Origin of the sequence: Micromonospora musae, assembly GCF_003626545.1 — a bacterium.
GTDB classification, from domain to species: Bacteria; Actinomycetota; Actinomycetes; order Mycobacteriales; family Micromonosporaceae; genus Micromonospora; species Micromonospora musae.
In genome coordinates this window covers 693,231-712,274 of record NZ_RAZS01000003.1, presented here as the reverse complement: position 1 = coordinate 712,274, position 19,044 = coordinate 693,231, and the positions used below count along the sequence as shown (strand labels likewise).

The 19,044-nt window shown below is 72.1% G+C and carries 18 protein-coding genes; 7 read left to right on the top strand and 11 right to left on the bottom strand.

What is annotated here, in order from left to right; genetic code table 11:
• Positions 1 to 41: 41 nt before the first annotated feature.
• Both D7147_RS11310 and D7147_RS11305 read left to right on the top strand, forming a co-directional pair.
• Positions 42 to 383, top strand: coding sequence for a hypothetical protein (locus D7147_RS11310; RefSeq protein WP_120676458.1), 342 nt, complete (start codon positions 42 to 44; stop codon positions 381 to 383).
• Entirely contained in the window at positions 380 to 1,039 is a 660-nt protein-coding gene (locus D7147_RS11305) for a nucleotidyl transferase AbiEii/AbiGii toxin family protein (protein WP_233563081.1), read from the top strand. The genes D7147_RS11310 and D7147_RS11305 overlap by 4 nt, the downstream gene beginning before the upstream one ends.
• A 170-nt stretch (positions 1,040 to 1,209) precedes the next feature.
• Here the strand turns inward: D7147_RS11305 and D7147_RS11300 are convergent, their stop codons facing one another.
• Positions 1,210 to 2,112 carry a glucose 1-dehydrogenase gene (locus D7147_RS11300; RefSeq protein WP_120676794.1) on the bottom strand — a complete coding sequence of 301 codons (903 nt, stop codon included), beginning with the start codon at positions 2,110 to 2,112 and terminating at the stop codon, positions 1,210 to 1,212.
• 175 nt (positions 2,113 to 2,287) lie between these two features.
• Here D7147_RS11300 and D7147_RS11295 point away from each other — a divergent pair, with 175 nt between their 5' ends.
• Positions 2,288 to 4,078 (top strand): bifunctional metallophosphatase/5'-nucleotidase, encoded by a 1,791-nt coding sequence (locus tag D7147_RS11295; RefSeq protein ID WP_120676456.1) that lies wholly within the window; start codon positions 2,288 to 2,290, stop codon positions 4,076 to 4,078.
• A gap of 117 nt (positions 4,079 to 4,195) precedes the next feature.
• Here the strand turns inward: D7147_RS11295 and D7147_RS11290 are convergent, their stop codons facing one another.
• Together D7147_RS11290 and D7147_RS11285 are read right to left on the bottom strand one after the other, a co-directional pair.
• Entirely contained in the window at positions 4,196 to 4,378 is a 183-nt protein-coding gene (locus D7147_RS11290) for a hypothetical protein (RefSeq protein ID WP_120676454.1), read from the bottom strand.
• Positions 4,379 to 4,678: 300 nt separating this feature from the next.
• The gene (locus tag D7147_RS11285) at positions 4,679 to 5,827 is read right to left on the bottom strand and encodes a geranylgeranyl reductase family protein (RefSeq protein WP_120676452.1); all 1,149 of its coding nucleotides are present in this window, start codon (positions 5,825 to 5,827) and stop codon (positions 4,679 to 4,681) included.
• A gap of 323 nt (positions 5,828 to 6,150) precedes the next feature.
• Between D7147_RS11285 and D7147_RS11280 the strand changes: the two genes are divergently transcribed.
• The gene (locus tag D7147_RS11280) at positions 6,151 to 6,387 is read left to right on the top strand and encodes a hypothetical protein (RefSeq protein WP_120676450.1); all 237 of its coding nucleotides are present in this window, start codon (positions 6,151 to 6,153) and stop codon (positions 6,385 to 6,387) included.
• A gap of 83 nt (positions 6,388 to 6,470) precedes the next feature.
• Positions 6,471 to 7,913, top strand: a complete 1,443-nt coding sequence (locus D7147_RS11275) for an MFS transporter (RefSeq protein ID WP_120676448.1) — start codon at positions 6,471 to 6,473, stop codon at positions 7,911 to 7,913.
• Positions 7,914 to 8,055: 142 nt separating this feature from the next.
• On the opposite strand, the gene D7147_RS33680 is transcribed toward D7147_RS11275, so the two are convergent.
• From D7147_RS33680 to D7147_RS11245, 5 genes are all read right to left on the bottom strand, one after another.
• Complete coding sequence (locus D7147_RS33680) at positions 8,056 to 8,643, bottom strand: MazG-like family protein (RefSeq protein ID WP_233563080.1); 588 nt, start codon at positions 8,641 to 8,643, stop codon at positions 8,056 to 8,058.
• Positions 8,644 to 8,771: 128 nt separating this feature from the next.
• On the bottom strand, positions 8,772 to 9,356 hold the full coding sequence (locus tag D7147_RS11260; protein WP_120676446.1) for a hypothetical protein: 585 nt from the start codon (positions 9,354 to 9,356) through the stop codon (positions 8,772 to 8,774).
• A gap of 746 nt (positions 9,357 to 10,102) precedes the next feature.
• Positions 10,103 to 10,807 (bottom strand): hypothetical protein, encoded by a 705-nt coding sequence (locus tag D7147_RS11255; RefSeq protein ID WP_120676444.1) that lies wholly within the window; start codon positions 10,805 to 10,807, stop codon positions 10,103 to 10,105.
• A 587-nt stretch (positions 10,808 to 11,394) separates the two neighbouring features.
• Complete coding sequence (locus D7147_RS11250; RefSeq protein WP_120676442.1) at positions 11,395 to 12,024, bottom strand: MBL fold metallo-hydrolase; 630 nt, start codon at positions 12,022 to 12,024, stop codon at positions 11,395 to 11,397.
• A complete protein-coding gene (locus tag D7147_RS11245; protein ID WP_120676440.1) occupies positions 12,021 to 13,109 on the bottom strand; it encodes an S-(hydroxymethyl)mycothiol dehydrogenase in 1,089 nt (362 codons plus the stop codon). The genes D7147_RS11250 and D7147_RS11245 overlap by 4 nt, the downstream gene beginning before the upstream one ends.
• Before the next feature lie 339 nt (positions 13,110 to 13,448).
• Here D7147_RS11245 and D7147_RS11240 point away from each other — a divergent pair, with 339 nt between their 5' ends.
• Complete coding sequence (locus D7147_RS11240) at positions 13,449 to 13,871, top strand: hypothetical protein (protein WP_120676790.1); 423 nt, start codon at positions 13,449 to 13,451, stop codon at positions 13,869 to 13,871.
• Between the two features lie 45 nt (positions 13,872 to 13,916).
• Here D7147_RS11240 and D7147_RS11235 read toward each other — a convergent pair whose 3' ends face one another.
• The 3 genes from D7147_RS11235 to D7147_RS11230 form a co-directional block, all read right to left on the bottom strand.
• Positions 13,917 to 15,227, bottom strand: coding sequence for an MFS transporter (locus tag D7147_RS11235; protein WP_120676438.1), 1,311 nt, complete (start codon positions 15,225 to 15,227; stop codon positions 13,917 to 13,919).
• Positions 15,224 to 15,379: a hypothetical protein gene (locus D7147_RS32410; protein WP_158609345.1), complete on the bottom strand. Its 156-nt coding sequence runs from the start codon at positions 15,377 to 15,379 to the stop codon at positions 15,224 to 15,226. Before D7147_RS32410 ends, D7147_RS11235 begins: the two co-directional genes overlap by 4 nt.
• A gap of 198 nt (positions 15,380 to 15,577) precedes the next feature.
• Complete coding sequence (locus tag D7147_RS11230; RefSeq protein WP_120676436.1) at positions 15,578 to 17,458, bottom strand: Xaa-Pro dipeptidyl-peptidase; 1,881 nt, start codon at positions 17,456 to 17,458, stop codon at positions 15,578 to 15,580.
• 354 nt (positions 17,459 to 17,812) lie between these two features.
• Between D7147_RS11230 and D7147_RS11225 the strand changes: the two genes are divergently transcribed.
• The gene (locus D7147_RS11225) at positions 17,813 to 19,018 is read left to right on the top strand and encodes a low temperature requirement protein A (protein WP_120676434.1); all 1,206 of its coding nucleotides are present in this window, start codon (positions 17,813 to 17,815) and stop codon (positions 19,016 to 19,018) included.
• Positions 19,019 to 19,044 lie beyond the last annotated feature (26 nt).

The window sequence follows — 19,044 nt, the reverse complement described above, 5'->3', positions numbered from 1 at the left end:
GGAGAGGTGGCCCCCGACGCCGGTCGGGTTACCCTGACAGCATGCAGGGCGCCTCCCCCACCGCGACCGGCGTGGTCCACCTGACCCGCCCGGGCCGCCCTGCCGTGGTCACCCGCACCCTCACCGAGTTGACCGGCCCCACCCGTGGCCTCGTCGAACTGCCGGTACGGCTGATGTGGAACGCCGAACGCACCTTCGACCTCGGCGACCCCGACCAGCTGCTCTGGCTCTACGAGAACGTGCTGCGCGAGACGACCCGAGCCGAAGACCTCCGCCGGCTCGTCAACGGCCGCACGCTGCGCCGGGTGTGGCGCCTGCTCAACCTCCCCCGCGCCGTACGCCAGGCCTGGGAGAGCCGCCACCAGACGCTGCGCACGGCGTGACCACCGCGCACCTGCACGACTTCTACCGCGAGGTGGCCCGGGTGGCGCTCACCGCGGCGGGCCCGCACCGGTTCGTCCTCGGTGGCGGGGTGGCCTGGGCCGCCCACGGGCTCGTCGCCCGCCCCACCGAGGACGTGGATCTGTTCGCCGACGTCGAGGGCGCCGCCGCGGCCGCCGCCGCCGGTGTGCGTACCGCCCTCGAGGAGGCCGGCTTCGCCGTCGACGACGCCGACCCGGACAGCGACCTCGCCGACCTCTTCGACGGCTACGACCGGGACCTGAAGGACTTCGTGGTGAGCCGCGACGGCCGGCAGATCCGGCTGAGCCTGGCCCGGCTCGACCGCCACCGCAGCCCGGTGGTCATGGACCTCGGCCCGGTGATGGACGTCCACGACCTGATGGCCAACAAGATCGCGGCGTTGGTCAACCGGCGGGAGGTCCGCGACTACATCGACGTCTCCGCCGCCCTCGAGCACTACGGCGTGACCGAACTGCTCGAACTCGCCCGGCAGGTCGACCCGGCGCTGGACCCGGAGGACGTCCGCGCCGCCGGCCGCTACCTGGACCGCATCCCCGAACAGCGCTTCGCCCGCTACGGACTGGACGCCACCGCGGTCGCCCTGGTCCGCGACCGGCTCCGCGCCTGGCCCCGCTGAGAGACTGTCGGGAAACCCCCGGGGCGAGCGAGGCGGAGTCCAGGCGCCGATCCGGCAAGGCGGAGAGTCGTCCGGATACCGGTGTTGTATCCGGACGACTCTCCAACGCCGCCGGTCGTCGGCTGGGCCCGCCGCAGCCGCCGCAGGGTTTCCCGACAGTCTCTGAACGCTCAGGTGATCGGGCGACCACCGGTGACGCCGAGGACCTCCCCGGTGACGAAGCTCGACTCCTGGGAGGCGAGGAAGACGTACGCGGGGGCCAGCTCCGCGGGCTGCCCCGGTCGCCCGAGCGGCGAGTTCTGGCCGAACGACTCCACCGCCTCCTGCGGCATGGTGGCCGGGATCAGCGGCGTCCAGACCGCGCCCGGCGCGACCGCGTTCACCCGGATCCCCCGGTCGGCCAGATCCGCGGCGAGCGCCTTGGTGAAGTTCGCGATCCCCGCCTTGGTCGTCGCGTAGTCCAGCAGCTGCGGCGACGGCTCGGCGGCCTGGATCGACGACGTGTTGATGATCGCCGACCCCTCCGGCAGGTGCGGAACCGCCGCCTTGCAGAGCCAGAACATCGCGTAGAGGTTCGTCTTCATCACCCGGTCGAACTGCTCGGTGCTGATCCCGAGAATGCCCTTGTCCTGGGACATCTGGTAACCCGCCACGTTCACCAGCAGGTCCAGGCCGCCGAGCTCGGCCACCGCCCGATCCACCAGTTCCCGGCAGTGCCGCTCCTCGGTGAGGTCGCCCCGGACGGCCAGCCCCCGGCGTCCCGCCTCCTCGATCAGGGCGACCGTGTCCCGCGCGTCCGCGTCCTCCTCCGTACCGAGGTACCCGATCAGCACGTCGGCGCCCTCGCGGGCGAACGCGATCGCGACCGCCCGGCCGATGCCCGAGTCGCCGCCGGTGATGAGGGCCCGCTTGCCGGCGAGCCGGTCGCTGCCCCGGTACGACTGCTCGCCGTGGTCCGGGCGGGGAACCATCCCGGCGGTGGAGCCCGGCGGCGACTGCTGCTGCTTCGGCTGCCCCGACCGCTGCCCGTACTGGCTGGTCGGGTCCTGCCGGGTGTACTGGTCGTCACTCACCGACGTCTCCTCGCGTACCTGATCGGAACCGGTCCCCGGCACCCCTACCCCCGGCGTCGGGGCGGAAACGGTCCCGAGCGGTGACGCCCGGGGCCGTTGTGACAGGAGTGACCAGCTCTGGTTATGGTGCGCTCGGCGCCGATCATGCGCGCCCCCTCCGATGGAAAGGCATGTCATGACCTCTCCCTCCGGCCCCTCGCGCCGGCAGGTGCTCGCGGTCGCGGCCGCGGCGGCCGCCGCCCCGCTGATCGCGGCCACGCCCGCCCGGGCCACCGGCGCGCACCACCCGCGCACCTGGGACCTCACTCTCCTGGGCACGTCGGACACCCACGGCAACGTCTACAACTGGGACTACTACCGCGACGCCGAGTACGACGACAGCAAGCAGAACGACATCGGCGTCGCGAAGCTCGCCACCCTGATCAACCAGATCCGGGCCGAGCGGCGCGGCAAGGCCACCCTCGTGCTCGACGCCGGCGACACCATCCAGGGCACTCCCCTCGCCACCTTCTACGCCAAGCAGGAGCCGATCACCAGCACCGGCGAGAAGCACCCGATGGCGCGGGCGATGAACATCATCGACTACGACGCCGTGACGCTCGGCAACCACGAGTTCAACTACGGCCTGCCGTTGCTGGACCTGTGGATCCGCCAGCTCGGCTTCCCGGCGCTGGCCGCCAACGCCGTCAACGCGCGGACCGGCAAGCCGGCCTTCACGCCGTACGTCATCAAGAAGGTCTCCCTGGGCTTCGCGGCGCCGACGCTGCGGGTCGGCATCCTCGGCCTGACCAACCCCGGCGTGGCGATCTGGGACCGGGGCAACGTCGAGGGGAAGCTGCGCTTCGACGACATGATCGCCACGGCGGCGAAGTACGTGCCGATCATGCGCCAGCGCGGCGCCGACATCATCCTGATCTCGGCGCACGGCGGTGACAGCGGCACCTCCAGCTACGGGCCGGAGCTGCCGAACGAGAACCCGGTCGCCCTCATCGCCGAGCAGGTGCCCGGCATCGACGCGATCCTCTTCGGACACGCACACAACGAGGTCGTCCAGCGCTTCGTGACCAACAAGCAGACCGGCCGGCAGGTCCTGCTCTCCGAGCCCTCCAAGTGGGGCCAGCGCCTCACCCGGATGGACTTCAACCTGGCCCGCGAGCACGGCCGCTGGGCGATCACCCGCTCCTCCGCCACGATGCTGAACACCAACACGGTGGTGGAGGACCCGAAGGTCCTCGCCGCCGTGCGGGCGCAGCACAAGAAGACCGTGGCGTACGTCAACCAGGTCGTGGCGCGGGCCACGGTGGAGATGTCCACCGTGGAGTCGCGGTACAAGGACACCCCGATCCTCGACTTCATCAACCACGTCCAGGCCGAGACGGTCACCACGGCGCTGGCCGGCACGCAGTACGCCGACCTGCCGGTGCTCTCCCAGGCCTCGCCGTTCAGCCGCACCGCGGTCTTCCCGGCCGGCGACGTGAAGATCCGCGACGTGGCGGGGCTCTACGTCTTCGACAACACCCTCGAGGCGGTCGTGCTCACCGGCGCGGAGGTGCGCGCGTACCTGGAGTACTCGGCGAAGTACTTCGTCACCCTCGCACCCGGCGCCCCGGTCGACCCCGAGCAGATCAGCGACCCGTCGGTGCCGGACTACAACTACGACGCGCTCTCCGGCGTCGACTACGACATCGACATCGCCAAGCCGGTGGGCCAGCGGATCACCCGACTGGTGCTGGCCGGCACGGACACCCCGGTGGCCGACGACGCCCAGTTCGTCGTGGCGGTGAACAACTACCGGCGCAGCGGCGGCGGGAACTTCCCCGGCATCGTCAAAACCCAGGTCTACAACGAGCAGCAGGAGATCCGCCAGCTGCTCATCGACTGGGCACAGGCGAAGGGGACGATCGACCCGGCCGACTTCTTCCAGCCGAACTGGCGCCTCGTGCGCGAGGGCGTGCCGGTGTTCTGACCGGAACCGTGCCGACGGGCCGCGGGCGATCTTCGCCTGCGGCCCGTCCGCGTCTTCCGCTCCTGAGCCGCGGCGCGACGCCGGATCACGCTCCCCCGGCCAACGGGTCGGGGCGGTTCAGCCGTGGCGCAGGTCCCAGCGCTCGGGGGCGTTCTCCGGCGCGCCGCGTGCCGGGTCGGTCTCGGTCAGCTCGATCCGATCCTCGGGACGGACCGCCGGCGGCAGCTCGCCGAAGCGCGCGTGTCGGAGGAAGGCGCACTCGTCGTCGGTGAACCGCGGCTCCTCGTTGGTGTCGCTCATTCGGCCACCTCCTTGGCTAGGCCCATTCTCGCCCTGCTCCCCGCCGACGGGGTTCGGCCATCCGTCCGGAGTCCGCCGGCCTGCCGCCCCTGTGTGCCGATACCGGCGTCACATCGCGTAGGGCATCCTAGGATCCTGGGTGGTGAGAAAGGACGGTGCACCCAGCAGCACCTCGACCGGCATCGGGCCCGGCTTTCGCCCTCGGCTCACCGGCCGTCCTGGACGTAAGCGTCGGGGCGCACCCGACACGCGGTCAGGACGCCCGCAGGCGGCGCCGGAGGGGTCGCACCCGGCGGGCCGTCAGGAAGTCGGCACGCGGCGGCGGGAGGCCGGGATCCGGTCCAGCACGGCCAGCAACGCCCGCACCTCGCGCCGGGCCAGCGTCTCGTCGAAGCTCGCCCGGCCCTGGCAGAACCGCACGAACATCCGCCAGCCCGGAGGTGTCGCCACCAGCCCGTGGAAGAGCTCCGGCCGGCGCGAGAAGAGGTCGAGCAGCCGGTAACCGGCGCGCATCGACGGCACCAACCGCTCCCCGACCGCCCGCTCGTAGCCGGCCAGATCCCCCTCGGCGACCGCCGCGCCGGCGAACTCGCCCGAGCGCAGCGCGTAGCTGATCCCCTCCCGGCTCCACGGTTCGAGCAGACCGGCGGCGTCCCCGACGACCAGCACCCGGCCCTGGCGCAGCGGAGAATCGTCCGCCCGGCAGCGGGTCAGGTGCCCGGAGTCGTGCGCCGCCGGGGCGTCGGCCAGACCGAGCCGGTCGACGAAACGACGCAGGTACTCCCGGGTCCGCTCCCCCTCGCCCCGGGCCGCGATCACCCCGACCGTGAGCCGGTCGTCCTTCGGGAAGACCCAGGCGTACGACCCGGGCAGCGGGCCCCAGTCGAGCAGGACCTGCCCGCGCCAGCGCTCCTGCTGCTCCGGCGGCACCTCCAGCTCCACCTCCAGCCCCAGGTCCACCTGCCGGTACCGGACCCCGACGTGCCGGGCGGTCACCCCGGAGGAGCCGTCCGCCCCGATCACCGTCCGGGCCCGCACGGTCGTACCGTCGGCCAGCCGCAGGCTCACGCCGTCCGGGTCCTGTTCGACGGCGCGGACCGGCGCGCGTTCGCGGACCTCCGCCCCGGCGGCCACGGCGGCCGCGCGCAGCCGGTCGTCGAACTCCTCACGGCGCACCATCGTCACCAGGGGCGCCCGGTGCCGGCGGGTGAAGCCGCGCCGCCCGTCCCAGGTGAACGTCACCCGGTCCACCCGGTCGTGCGCGGGCACCTCGATCCGATCCCGCACGGCCGCCAACGACGTGCCGATGAGGCCACCACCGCAGGTCTTGTAACGCGGGTGCGTCGCCCGCTCGAGAACCAGGGTCCGTACGCCCGCGCGGGCGGCGGCGTACGCGGCGGAGAGCCCCGCGGGGCCGGCGCCGACCACGGCGAGATCCCAGACGATCACGGGAGCAGCCTAGGGCACGCGTCGGCGATCCGGCCCGGAGGCCGCGCCGGGTCGGGCCGCGCCAAGCCCGGTCGGTCCGGGCCGGGCCGGGTCGCGTCCAGGCCGGGCCGCGCGGGTCCCGCCGAGCCATCTTCGCCATGGGGCAACTCGTCGGGTCGGGCCGCGCGGATCGGGCTGCGCGGGTCGCGTCGGGGCCACGCCGCGCCGGGCTGGGCCGAACGGGGGTCAACCCCCGATCGGGTGGGCATCTTCACGCGGCCAGGGGGTAACCGGCGCAGCGCAACCGCCTGCACGGAGGCGGACGCGAGCACGAGGAGGAAGCGATGCAGCGGGTGCAACTGTCGGACGTCGAGCAGCGGGTGTACCAGGCGGTCACCGCGCTGGAGGCCCGTGGCCAGGTACCGTACCCCGATCTGATCGGCGAGGAAGCCGGGCTGAGCGCTGAGGAGCTGAACGCTCCGCTGCACCTGCTCACCGAGAAGGGGCTGCTGCACCGGGAGGACTCGCCGATGGCCGGGCTGGACTTCGGCCCAAGGTTCTGCGCGCGCCAAATGGCGTGAGGAAGCGCGTCGCGCGACGATTTGTCCTGCGGTGGCCGGGGTAGCGGTCAGGAGTGCATGATCGACGGTCAACGGAGGGCACGATGAGCGCGGCGGGTAACAAGCCGGCCGACCTCGACCCGGCGGAGAACCGGCGACGCTGGCGGGCTCTCGGAGTCGGCCTCGTCGCCGCCTTCATGACGCTGCTCGACGTCAGCATCGTGAACGTGGCCGTACCCTCGCTGGACCGGGCGCTGCACGCCTCCCCCAGCGATCTGCAGTGGGTGCTCTCCGGGTACGCGCTCACCTTCGGGCTCGCGCTCGTGCCGGCCGGCCGCTTCGGCGACGCCCGGGGTCGACGCAACGCGTTCGTCTTCGGCATCGCGTTGTTCACCATCACCAGCGCGCTCGCCGGGCTCGCCCCCTCCCCTACCTGGCTGGTCATCGCCCGACTCCTCCAGGGCGCCGCCGCCGGCATCGTCAACCCGCAGGTCACCGGCGTCATCCAGGAGATGTTCCACGGGCCCGAACGGGCCCGACCGTTCGGGTTGCTCGGCGCGACCATCGGGATCTCCACCGCCGTCGGGCCGCTGCTCGGCGGTCTGCTCATCGCGCTCGGCGGCGAAAGTCACGGCTGGCGGTACGTCTTCTTCGTGAACGTGCCGGTCGGCATCGTCGCCGTGATCCTGGGCTGGCGGCTGCTGCCCAGCCGGCCGAAGGAGCACGTGGACCGGCGCCGGCTCGATCCGGTCGGGGTGATCCTGCTCGGCGTCGGAGTGCTGCTGGTGCTCCTGCCGCTGGTGCAGGAGCAGCAGTGGCGGACGCCGTGGAAGTGGGTGCTGATCCCCGCCGGCCTGCTGATCCTGCTCGTCTTCGCGCTCTGGGAGCACCGCTACGCCCGGACCCGGCAACCGCTCTTCGATCTGCGGCTGTTCCGGTTCCGGTCGTACACCCTCGGCTCGCTGATCGCCCTGATCTACTTCGGTGGGTTCACCGCGATCTTCTTCATCTTCACGCTCTTCCTGCAGAACGGGCGCGGGTACAGCGCCCTCATCTCGGGCCTGGCCGTCACCCCGTTCGCGCTCGGCTCGGCGGCGGCCTCGGCCGCCGGCGGCCGGTTCGTCAACCGGGTGGGCCGGCCGTTGGTCGCCGTCGGGCTGCTCGGCGTCGTGCTCGGCCTCGCCGGGACGTGGCTGGCGCTGCGCCTCTTCCCGGACCTGCCGGCGCCCTGGGTGACCGCGCCGCCGCTACTGCTCGCCGGGATCGGCAGCGGTCTGGTGATCGCCCCCAACCAGACGCTCACCCTCGCCCAGGTGCCCGTGCCCCAGGCCGGCAGTGGAGCGGGCATGCTCCAGACCGGACAGCGGATCGGGTCGGCCGCCGGTATCGCGGCGGTCGGCTCGGCGTTCTTCGCCTCGCTGGCCAGCAACCACGGCGACTTCACCACCGCGTTCGAACACTCGCTCCTGGTCGCCACCGTGATCATCGCGCTCGGGCTGATCGCCGCGCTGATCGACGTCCTGCTCAACCGGCGTCACCGACATTGACCCGTTCGGATTCTGCCCAGGCCGGAGCCGTCGAGAAGCCTGCTCCCCGGCTCGGTTCGCGACCGACTGCTCGGCAGTCTGGCCGCCGCGGCTGGCGGGGTGCCCGCGGCGCCGTGGGTCTCGAGCCGTGGCCGGCGAGGGGTCAGGACGGCAGCCGGTCGGCGGGGGCGATCCGGGCGTGCACCTTGTCGGCGCAGCCGTCGAGCACCGTACGCGCATCCAGGCCGAGGCTCTCGATGGCGACCAGCGCGGTGAAGGCGACGTCGGCGAGTTCCGCGGCGACGTCGTCGCGGGTGTGCGTCACGCCCTTGCGTGGGTTCTGCCCGAGCAGCCCGATCCACGCGCCCGCCACCTCACCGGCCTCCTCGGTGAGCTTGAGGACGCGGCAGGTGAGTTCGGCGTCCCCGGTGCCGTTCGCCGCGTCCAGCCAGAGGCGGAAGGCCCGCGCCGTGGCCCAGACCCGGCCGTCACCCGCCGCGGCGGCGTCGACCGGGGCGGCGTCTGTCAGGGCGGCGTCGACCGGGGCGGTATCGGCCGGGGCGGCGTCGGCCAGGGCGGCGTCGGCCAGGGCGGCGTCGGCCAGGGCGGCCTTGATCGGGGCGGCATCGGCCGGGGCGGCGTCGGTCGGAGGAAGGCCGCTCTCCAGCGAGGAGTCGCCGCTCTCCGGCGAGGAGCCGGTCGCGGAAGAGCCGTCGGCCGCGAAGGCGTGCGGGGCGGGGTGTGCGGTCACGCGCCCAGTGAACCGGACGGCCTTCGGAGGCCGGTCCCCGGGGCGGTCGCGGGGACGCCGCTGGCCGGCACCCGTGGGTGGGTACCGGCCAGCGGTCAGATCCTGCTCTGCGGTTGTGTGGTGGGGCGTCAGCTGTTCCAGTACTGGCCCACCAGATCGGCGGCCTGCTGCTCCCACTGCGCGTACGCATCCGGGAACGCCGACACCTGCACCGTCTGCGCGGCCTCGGTCAACGGCATGTCCTGCCACCCGTCAACCTGCTTCAAACCCTTCAAGAACGCCATCGTCGAGTACTCCGGATCCGTGATCTGCTCCGGCGTACCCCAACCCGAACTCGGACGCTGCTGGAACAGACCCAACGAGTCATGATCATTGGCGTCACCCAGATGACCCAGGTTCTCCAACTTCGACTCCTGCAGGCTCGTCGCGATCGAGATGACCGCGGCCCGCTCGTCCATGTTCGACTTCTTCGTCGCAGCGATGATCGCCTTCACGTTCGCGACCTGCTCATCATCCAGGTCGATGCGCGACTGCACACCCTGCGTACCGTGCGGAATCAGCTTCGCCGAATCCACACCCGAGGACTGGACCACCGCAACCGGCCGCGCATCCACCGAATGAGCGTGGTGCGCCGCGATCGGACCACCGACCACACCACCAGCGAACGCCAGACCAGCAAGACCAAGCACACCCTTACGCATCAACATGTTCATGACCAAAGCTCCTTCGGGGGTGTGACCCACGCGCGCACAAGGGGGGGGGACGGCACGCACAGGCCAGCGCCACAACCGGCGCTTCGCCAGACAAGGGGAAAAAGTCTCTGACCCGACCACAACACTCGGGGGTCGTGGAACCGGGAGGGGAACCGGCGACCAGGACAAAGGTCGGGGGACCTCACCGCGCCGGAACCGCATTCAACGACCGGCGGCCCGCCATCATTCCCGGGAGCCGTGCCGCACCGGCCCGCTCAGATGAGCTGCCAGCCTGCTACCTCGGCCGTCGCGGATACTCAACGCCCCCGACCCCGCCACGATTCCGCCCCCAGGGTGCCACCGGTCACACCCCATACCCACCCAAACCACCCACCAACCCACAACCACACCCCGACCCGGCCTCCCATAAATCGGACAACCGGCCCGATTCACCCCACCCAGAGCGGTGATCCACACGAGCTCCATGAAGTCGCGGCATCCACCAGCCGGGACACCCCGCCATCAAGGAAACCGAGTCGATCAACCGCGAACGCACACGACGGAGGCGCGACGTCGCCCCGGAGACTCCCCGGCCACCGGCGAGACCCGCCCAAGGTCCACTCAAGGTCCATGAAGTCGCCGCATCCACGCACGCCGGACAGCCCGCCATCACGGAAGCCGAGTCGACCAACCTCCGAAGAGGGGCCGACCCGGATAGACGAGACCGGCCGGCCCCTAAAGGGACCGGCCGGTCTGCGATTTCACACTCAGCCGTACTGCTGGACGATGTCCGCCGCCTGGTCCTCCCACTGCGCGTACGCGAACGGGTAGGCCGAGACCTGGACGGTCTGCGCGGCCTGGGTCAGCGGCAGGTTCTGCCACCCGTCCACGTTCTTCAGCGCGGTGAAGAACGCCGTCGCCGCGTAGTCCGGGTCGGTGATCTGGTCGGGGGTGCCCCAACCGGACGACGGGCGCTGCTGGAACAGGCCCTGCGAGTCGTGGTCGTTGTACGCGCCGAGGTGGCCGAGGTTGTACAGCTTCGACTCCTGCAGCGATGTCGCGACGCCGATCACCGCACCACGCTCACCGACACCGCTCTTCTTGGCGGCCTTGATGATCGCCTTGGCGTTGTCGAGCTGCGCGTCGTCCAGGGGGATACGCGACTGAGCGCCCTGGACGCCGTACGGCACCAGCTCGTCGCGGCTCGGGTGCCCGGCGGGCAGCCTGCCGTCGCGGGAGCCGGTGGTCAGGCCGGACTCGGTGCCGCCGTGCCCATCCGTGCCGTTCGTGCCGGTGGCGTAGTCGATGGCGGCGATGGCAGCCTCGTGGGGCCCGATGGTGACGGGGGCGGCGACCGCGGTCGGCCCGACCGCGAGGCCGCCGAGGACGGCGATGCCTGCCACGCTCAGCGCGGCCTTCTGATGAGAGTCCTTCGCGATGGCCGGGAGCCATCGAGTGAAGTCGAACTTCACGATGGTTGCCCTTTCGATCATGCGAAGCGCTCCGGGGTGAGCACTCCTTGGGGGATGTCCGCACCGGAAGTGGTTTCGGCTCGGGCGGTACGGGGGACACAACCAGGTTGGCGTGTCGGTCATTCCGGATACGCCCCTGCCGAGGGTGGCTGCGGAACTCGTCACCCCGCGGAATACCGACAGCCCGCTCGGTCGACGGACGGACGGCGCGCGGGGGCGAGATCGATCCAGCGACCGCGATCACCACGGCCGCGGTGATCGGGACGCCTCGCGGTGTGCTCGGGCAGGGCGGCGCTGGACCGCTCACAGGCGACGTTCGCGGGGATACGCGCCACGCGGGCGCCGACCGCGCGGCCGGGCCCCGGGTGCACGAGGTCGGCCCGCGGACGCAAGGTCAACCCGGAGAGGCGAGATCGGCCCGCGGACGCAAGCCGCGCCGGGGACGCAAGGTCACCCCCGGTGCACGAGGTCGGCCCGGGGACGCGGGTTCGGTCACCGCCCCGGAGCTACGGCGCCCGCTCGACCTGATCGTCAGCGGCCGCCCGGCGCGACAGGGTCCGCGCGGTGCCTCTCGGCGGGGCCGGCGGTCAGTGGCCCCGGGCGATCCACTCGTCGAGGTGCGGCGCCTCGGCGCCGACAGTCGTGTCGGCGCCATGTCCGGTGTGCACCACCGTCTCCGGCGGCAGGGTGAGCAGCCGAGTCCGGATCGACTCGATGATGAGGTCGAAGTCGCTGTAGGAGCGGCCGGTGGCACCCGGCCCACCGGCGAAGAGCGTGTCGCCGGTGAAGACCGCACCCAGTTCGGGTGCGTGGAAACTGCACGCGCCCGGACTGTGCCCCGGAGTGTGCAGCACCGTCAGCGCGGCACCACCCACCTCGATGCGCTCTCCGTGCCGCAGTTCGCCACCGGGCGGCAGATCCGGGTGGGTCAGGTCCCAGAGGACCCGGTCGTCGGGGTGCAGCAACACCGGCGCGCCGGTGGCCCGGGCCAGTGCCGGAGCGACCCGGACGTGGTCGTCGTGGGCGTGGGTGGCGAGGATCGCCCGAACCCGACGCTCCCCCACCAGCCGCAGGATCGCCTCCACGTCGTGCGGCGCGTCCAGCACGACGCACTCGGTGTCGTCCCCGAGCACCCACACGTTGTTGTCCACGTCGAACGTCTGCCCGTCCAAGGTGAACGTGCCGGTGGTGACCGTGTGATCGAGCCGGGCCGTCACGGCAGGACCACCACCGAGCGCAGCACGTCACCGTGGTGCATCCGCTCGAACGCCTGCTCCACCTGGTCTAGGGCGATCTCCTCGGTGACGAACGCGTCGAGGTCGAGGCGCCCCTGCAGGTAGAGCTCGGTCAGCATGGGGAAGTCGCGGCTGGGCAGGCAGTCGCCGTACCAGCTGGACTTGAGCGCGCCGCCCCGGCCGAAGACGTCGAGCAGCGGCACCTCGAGGGTCATCTCCGGGGTCGGTACGCCGACCAGCACCACCGTGCCGGCGAGGTCGCGACCGTAGAACGCCTGCTTCCAGGTCTCCGGGCGGCCCACCGCGTCGATCACCACGTCGGCGCCGAAGCCGCCGGTGGCAGCGCGGATCGCCTCGACCGGGTCCTGCGCGCTGGCGTCGACGGTGTGCGTGGCGCCGAACTTGCGTGCCCAGTCGAGCTTGCGGGCGTCGGTGTCGATGGCGATGATCGTCGTCGCGCCGGCCAGCGCCGCGCCGGCGACCGCAGCGTCGCCGACGCCGCCGCAGCCGATCACCGCCACCGCGTCGCCCCGGGTGACCCCGCCGGTGTTCATGGCCGCGCCGAGGCCGGCCATGACCCCACAGCCGAGCAGTCCCACGGCGGCCGGACGCGCTGCCGGGTCGACCTTGGTGCACTGTCCGGCGTGCACCAACGTCTTCTCCGCGAACGCGCCGATGCCCAGGGCCGGGCTGAGCACGGTGCCATCGGTGAGGGTCATCTTCTGCGACGCGTTGTGGGTGGCGAAGCAGTACCAGGGGCGGCCGCGGCGGCAGGCGCGGCAGACACCGCAGACCGCGCGCCAGTTCAGGATGACGAAGTCACCGGGCTCGACTCCGGTGACGCCCTCGCCGACCTCCTCGACGATGCCGGCCGCCTCGTGCCCGAGCAGGAACGGGTAGTCGTCGTTGATGCCGCCCTCGCGGTAGTGCAGGTCGGTGTGGCAGACCCCGCAGGACTGGATCCGGACGATCGCCTCACCAGGCCCCGGGTCCGGCACCACGATCGTGGTGACCTCGACCGGCGCGCCCTTGCTGCGGGAGATGACTCCCCGGACCTCCTGGCTCACGCTCTTCCTCCTGGTCGCGGCGGTGGTGGGGGGCCGCAGGGCGCGACACGGTGGACGGGCCCGGCTCCCGGCCCGGCACGCACCGCGGCCGGTCTGCGGGGGCACCGGCGGTCGATACCCGGTGAACCTATCGCGATCTTCCCGTTCGGCCTAGGGGTCGTACCCGGGCGTACCGGGCGGCCGTTCAGCCCCGCGGGCGCGGCGGGTGTGCCGGCGGTTCGGGACCCTCGCCGCCGGACGGGGTGGGATCGACCGCGCCGCCGGACGAGGCCGTCAGGTTAGCCCGCCCGATCGCAGGGTAGGCGGTGGCACGATCCGGCCCTCACCGCAGGAGTGATCATGAAGCTGGTTCACTTGCCGCTACGCGCCGCGATCGGCGTGTTCATGCTCAACTCGGGGCTGACGAAGCGGGGCATGGAGGGAGAGGCGGCGCAGGCGACGCATGCCATGGCCGTCGGCGCCATTCCGCAACTGCGGCAGATTCCGCCGAACCGGTTCGCGAAGCTGCTCTCGTACAGCGAGGCGACGCTGGGGACCGCACTGCTCGCCCCGTTCGTCCCGTCGGCGCTGGTCGGGCTCGGGCTCGCCGCCTTCGGCGCCGGGCTCGTGCAGCTCTACCTGAAGACACCCGGGCTACGGCAGCCGGGCAGCATGCGTCCCACCGAGGCCGGCACGCCGATCGCCAAGGATTTCTGGCTGGTCGGTGCGGGCCTGACCCTCGTCCTCGACGACCTCACTCATCGCAAGAGGCTGGGCCGCTGAGGCCTCCCGCCGCGGCTCCCGTCGGACCGCGAGGACAGGGACCGGTCACTCCCCCGCCGCGACCGCCACGGCGGGGTCGCGACGCGCGGCCGCTTCGGTGGCGAGTCGACGGCGGGTCGCGTTGCGGTGCCGGAACACCTGTACCGCGCCGAACGACCAGAGCAGGTACTGCAGCGCGAAGGCCCACCGGAACGCCGTGAGGTCGGGGCTGTCGAGCCCGGCCGGGGTGGCGAGGTCGAGCACCACTCCGACGGCGAGCACCAGCACGATCGACGCGACGAAGCCGCCGACGTTGACGATGCCGGTGGCGCTGCCGATGCGGCTGACCGGATTGAACGTGCGCGCGTAGTCGAAGCCGATGATCGAGGCGGGACCGTTGAGCGCCAGCACCAGCACCAGCGCCACCAGCAGCCAGTGCGGCGCCGGCCCGGGCCAGGCGAGCACCACGGCCCAGGCCGTCGCGGTCGCGCCCACGACGGCGAAGACCAGCACCGAGCGACGGTACGGGTGCCGGGCGCACAGCTGCGCGAGCACCGGCCCGACCAGCAGGCCGGCCACCGTCATCAGGGTGAGCAGAGAGGCCGCCGTGGTGGGTGTCAGGCCCTGCCCCTGAACCAGGAACGGGTAGCCCCAGAGCAGCGCGAAGACCGAGCCGGAGAACTGGGTGACGAAGTGCGTCCAGAGTCCGAGCCGGGTGCCGGGCTGGGCCCAGGCGGCGGCGAGCTCCCGGCGGACGTCGGCGAGTCGGGGCGGCGGACCGGCGAGGCTGTCCCGGTGCGGCGTGTCCCGTACGGCGACGAGCACCAGGAACACGACGCTGGTGCCGAGCGCCGCGGCGACGAGGAAGGCCGGGGTCCAGCCGAAGTGGTGCAGCAGCGCCACCAGCGGCACGGCGCCGAGGACGGCGCCGAGCTGCCCGAAGGTGCCGGTGAGCTGCACGATGAGCGGGTTGGTGCGGCCGGGGAACCAGAAGGTCACCAGGCGCAGCACGCTGATGAACGTCATGGCGTCGCCGAGGCCGACGAGGACCCGGGCGGCCACGGCGAGGCGTACGTCGGTGGCGAGGGCGAAGCAGAGCTGCCCGGCGACCATCAGCGCGCCGCCGGTGACCAGCAGCTTGCGTGAGCCGAAGCGGTCGAGGAGGACCCCGACCGGAACCTGCATCGCGGCGTAGACGGCGAGTTGGGCGACGGAGAAGGTCGCCAACGCGGAGGCGTTGATGTCGAAGCGGTGGGCGGCGTCGACCCCGGTGACGCCGAGGGAGCTGCGGTGGAAGACCGCGGCGACGTACGCGGCGAGGGCCACGCCCCAGACCAGTACGGCCGTCCGGCGGCGGGCGGGAACGGCGGCGCTCACCGCGGTGTCCGCGGCACGGCGGCCGGGTCGACGTCGGTGGCCGGGGCGGCCCGTCGGTGTCCGGAAGCCCAACGGGCGCCGTCGGCCGCGGTGCCGGCGCGGCGCTCCCGGGTCCGCTCGGCGAGGTGCGGCTCGGCGGAGGGACACTTCATGTGCCCATCCTCGGCCGGGCTCCGGGCCTGCCCGGGCCCGGTCGGCGGCAACGTGGCGTGCACCACCGGCCGTCCCGGACCGCGGTCGCCCGGTGTGGTGGAAACGATCCGGAGATGCGGGTGGGGCAGCCCGTGACGGACTGCCCCACCCTGGTCGGTACCTCCGGTCGCCGGATCGTCGTCCGGCCGCCGGTCGGCTCAGAAGCCGAGCACGCCCCGCCCGCCGACGACGGGCAGCCGCAGTTCGCTGTCGTTCGGCGCGACCCGCAGCTTCGTGCCGCCATTCGGCAGCAGGGTGTACTCCTGGTCGCTGGAGAAGACGACCACGCCGATGCGGTGACCCGCCGGGAAGATGTAGTCCTTCGGCTCCAGGGTCCACCGGAGGTCGTACAGCTTGCCCTGCTTGAGCGGCTCGGTGCGGGCCGCGCTCTTGCGGTTCTGCGGGTCCATCCAGCCCCGGGTCACCACGGTCGGCGCGGCGGTCGAGCCGGCCGGACCGTAGTCGACCAGGTAGGTGGTGAGGTTCGCGTCCGGCTTGTTGTCGATCGCCATCCGCAGCCGCATCTCCGGTCGGCCGGAGATGCGGACATCCTCATCGAGCGCCGGGGAGAGGTACGCGAGGCGGTTCGGGCTCGCGGTGTCCGGACCGGCCACCAGGGTGTCCGGGTGAATGGTGCGGCCCTCGTCGACGAAGCGCTGCTCGACCTTGCCCTTCGGCTGCCTGCCCGTGGTGAGCGTGCCGGGCGCGGTGGCGTCGGTGGCGGCGAGCTTCACCGCGACCTCGCGGGCGGCCGGGTCGGGCCAGTTGGCGTACGTGGTGTAGACCCGGTCCTCCCGCTGCAACACCGCGGTCGGCTCGTCCATGATCCCGTTGCGGACGTTCCACAGCCAGTAGTCGAACCAGCGGTTCTCGGTCTGCTTGTACGTCCAGGTGCGGCCGTCGGGCAGGGTCACCGACGCGTTGCTGCCGGGGCCGCCGTGCCCGCCCTGGTGCAGCCAGATCTTGCGCGGGACGTCGCGCTTGGCCAGCTGGTCCCACCAGCCGGCGAAGTGCTCGGTCTTCACGTTCCAGTCGTTGAGCCCGTGCACGACGAAGACGCTGGCCTGCACGTTGCGCGCGTCGAGGTAGTCGCGGTCCGACCAGAACTTGGTGTAGTCGCCGGTTACCCGGTCCTGCTCCTCGGTGAGCTTCGCGATCTCGTCGGCGCACTGTCCCTCGGCGCGGGTCTGCCCGGCCGTGAACTGGGCGAGGATGTCGGTGTCCTCGCCCTGGTAGGTGCCGGGCGCGACGACCAGGCCGTTGGCCCGGTAGTAGTCGTACCAGCTGCTGATGGCGGAGACCGGCACGATGGTCTTGAGGCCCTTGACCCCGGTCGTGGCGACCTGGTTGGGCAGGGTGCCGTTGTAGGAGACGCCGGTCATGCCGACCGCGCCGGTGGTCCAACCGGCGGTGACCGGGGCGCCGCTCGCGTCGTACCCCTTGGCCCGTCCGTTCAGCCAGTCGATGACCGCCTTGGTGCCGAGCGTCTCGGCCTGGTCGCCGCTGGTCGGGCAACCGTCGGAGTCGGCGGTGCCGACGCTCTGGCCGAGCACGACGGCGTAGCCACGGGGCACGTAGTAGTCGTCGAGCGAGCCGGGCAGGTTCGCCTTCGCCTCCGCGCGCTGGACGCCCAGGTCGAGCGCACGCAGGCCGGAGCGGTGGGTCTGGCCGTTCTGCGGCAGGTCGTCGACGAGCACGCTCGGGTACGGCACGTCGCCCCAGGTGTCCTTACGGTACGGGCTGTGCTCGAAGATGACCGGGACCTTCATCCCCTGGGTGGCGGTCTCCCGGGGCCGGGAGATGTCGATCGCCACCCGGTCGCGGTGCCCGTCGTGGTCGGTGTCGACCGGGGTCTGCACGTACACCCGCTCCTCGATCGCGTCGGCGAGCGAGAAGACGGGCTGGGTCATGCCGTCACTGACGACGATGCCGGGCGGCGGGGTGGTGGGCCGCGCCGCGGCGCTCGCCGGGGCGGCGCTCAGGAGCAGCGCGCCGGACACGCCGACGCCGAGTAGCAGTAAATGGGGAGATCGACGCACTCGCGTCTCCTTCGGTCGGGCTGACGGCCGGGTTCGGCCAGGGGTGGATGCCGAAGATCCATTCACCCCCATGCTAGGTACGGTCGGCGCTCCCGTCGATGACCATCAATCAGCCGAAATCGGTTCCACCCGGGCAGGCCGGTGCGGTGCGGCAGCCCGTCGAGGTCCACTTCGCACCACCTCCGGTCCGGCCGAGCCGGGCGAGGCATAATCGGGTCCACGCCACGGCCGGTCAGCACGTCACCGCCGAGCCGGCGGAGCGTGTCGTCGCCGGCGCGGCAGGGACGCGAACCTGGCCCGCGCCGACGGGACTGCTCGCTATCGTGTGGACGACGGCCGGCCCGAGGAGCGCGTGTGACCCAGACCCGCTCCGCACGCCCGTGGTACCGGCGGATGACGGGGCGGCGACGGGACGAGCCGCACCGCACCTCGACGCCGCTGGAGCTCTTCTTCGACCTCTGCTTCGTGGTGGCGGTGGCGCAGGCCGCCGACAACCTGCACCACGCCCTGTCGGAGGGGCACATCGGCCTCGCGGCCGGGCACTACTTCATGGTCTTCTTCGCCATCTGGTGGGCGTGGATGAACTTCACCTGGTTCGCCTCCGCGTACGACACCGACGACGACGTCTACCGGATCACGACGTTGGTGGAGATCGCCGGCGCGTTGATCCTGGCGTCGGGGGTGCCGCGGGCGTTCACCGAGGGCGACTTCGCCACCATCACGTTCGGATACGTGGTGATGCGGCTCGCCACGATCGTGCACTGGTCCCGGGCCGCGGCCGGCGACCCGGCGCACCGTCCCGCCGCCCTCCGGTACGCCGGCGGCGTGTTCGTGGTGCAGCTCGGCTGGCTGCTGCGGCTGATGCTGCCCGACAGCTGGCAGATCGCCGCCTTCCTGGTGCTGGTCATCGCCGAACTGCTGGTGCCGGCGTTGGCGGAGCGGCCGGGAATGACCCCCTGGCATCCGCGGCACATCGTCGAGCGGTACGGCCTGTTCACCCTGATCGTGCTCGGCGAGGTGGTGCTGGTGACCTCCGTGGCGATCCAGACCGGGATCGACGCCGGCGAACATCAACTCTGGTCCCTCGCCGCAGCCGGCACGGTGATCGTGTTCGCGCTCTGGTGGCTCTACTTCGACCGGCCGGTGGAGATGCCGGACCAACTGCGCCAGGCACTGTTCTGGGGATACGGCCACTACCTGATCTTCGCCTCGGTCGCCGCGGTCGGCGCCGGCCTGGCGGTGGAGGTGGACCACGAAAGCGACAATCCGCACATCTCCCAGCTGACCGCCGGGTACGCGGTGGCCATGCCGGTGGCGGTCTACGTGATGACCCTCTGGGCACTGCACGTGCGCCGCCGACAGCACCGCTGGCTGACCGCCACCTTCCTGGCGACGGCCGCCCTGGTGCTGCTCACCCCGCTCGGGCCGGCACCGGCGCACTTCGTGGCGGTCCTGCTCTTCTGCCTGGTGGTGGTCACCGTGCTGGTCCGGCGGCTGAGCACGGCGCCGGAGAGCACCGCCCCGGACGCCGCCGCCGGTCCGGCCGGCGTTCACGGGTGAGTCGGTCAGCCGAACGCGACGACCCG

Coding starts and splice junctions, on each gene's coding strand:
- D7147_RS11310 (WP_120676458.1), top strand. CDS start 42: ATGCAGGGCGCCTCCCCCACCGCGACCGGCGTGGTCCACCTGACCCGC.
- D7147_RS11240 (WP_120676790.1), top strand. CDS start 13,449: ATGAAGCTGGTTCACTTGCCGCTACGCGCCGCGATCGGCGTGTTCATG.
- D7147_RS11280 (WP_120676450.1), top strand. CDS start 6,151: ATGCAGCGGGTGCAACTGTCGGACGTCGAGCAGCGGGTGTACCAGGCG.
- D7147_RS11290 (WP_120676454.1), bottom strand. CDS start 4,378: ATGAGCGACACCAACGAGGAGCCGCGGTTCACCGACGACGAGTGCGCC.
- D7147_RS11275 (WP_120676448.1), top strand. CDS start 6,471: ATGAGCGCGGCGGGTAACAAGCCGGCCGACCTCGACCCGGCGGAGAAC.
- D7147_RS32410 (WP_158609345.1), bottom strand. CDS start 15,379: ATGAAGTGTCCCTCCGCCGAGCCGCACCTCGCCGAGCGGACCCGGGAG.
- D7147_RS11260 (WP_120676446.1), bottom strand. CDS start 9,356: ATGAACATGTTGATGCGTAAGGGTGTGCTTGGTCTTGCTGGTCTGGCG.
- D7147_RS11295 (WP_120676456.1), top strand. CDS start 2,288: ATGACCTCTCCCTCCGGCCCCTCGCGCCGGCAGGTGCTCGCGGTCGCG.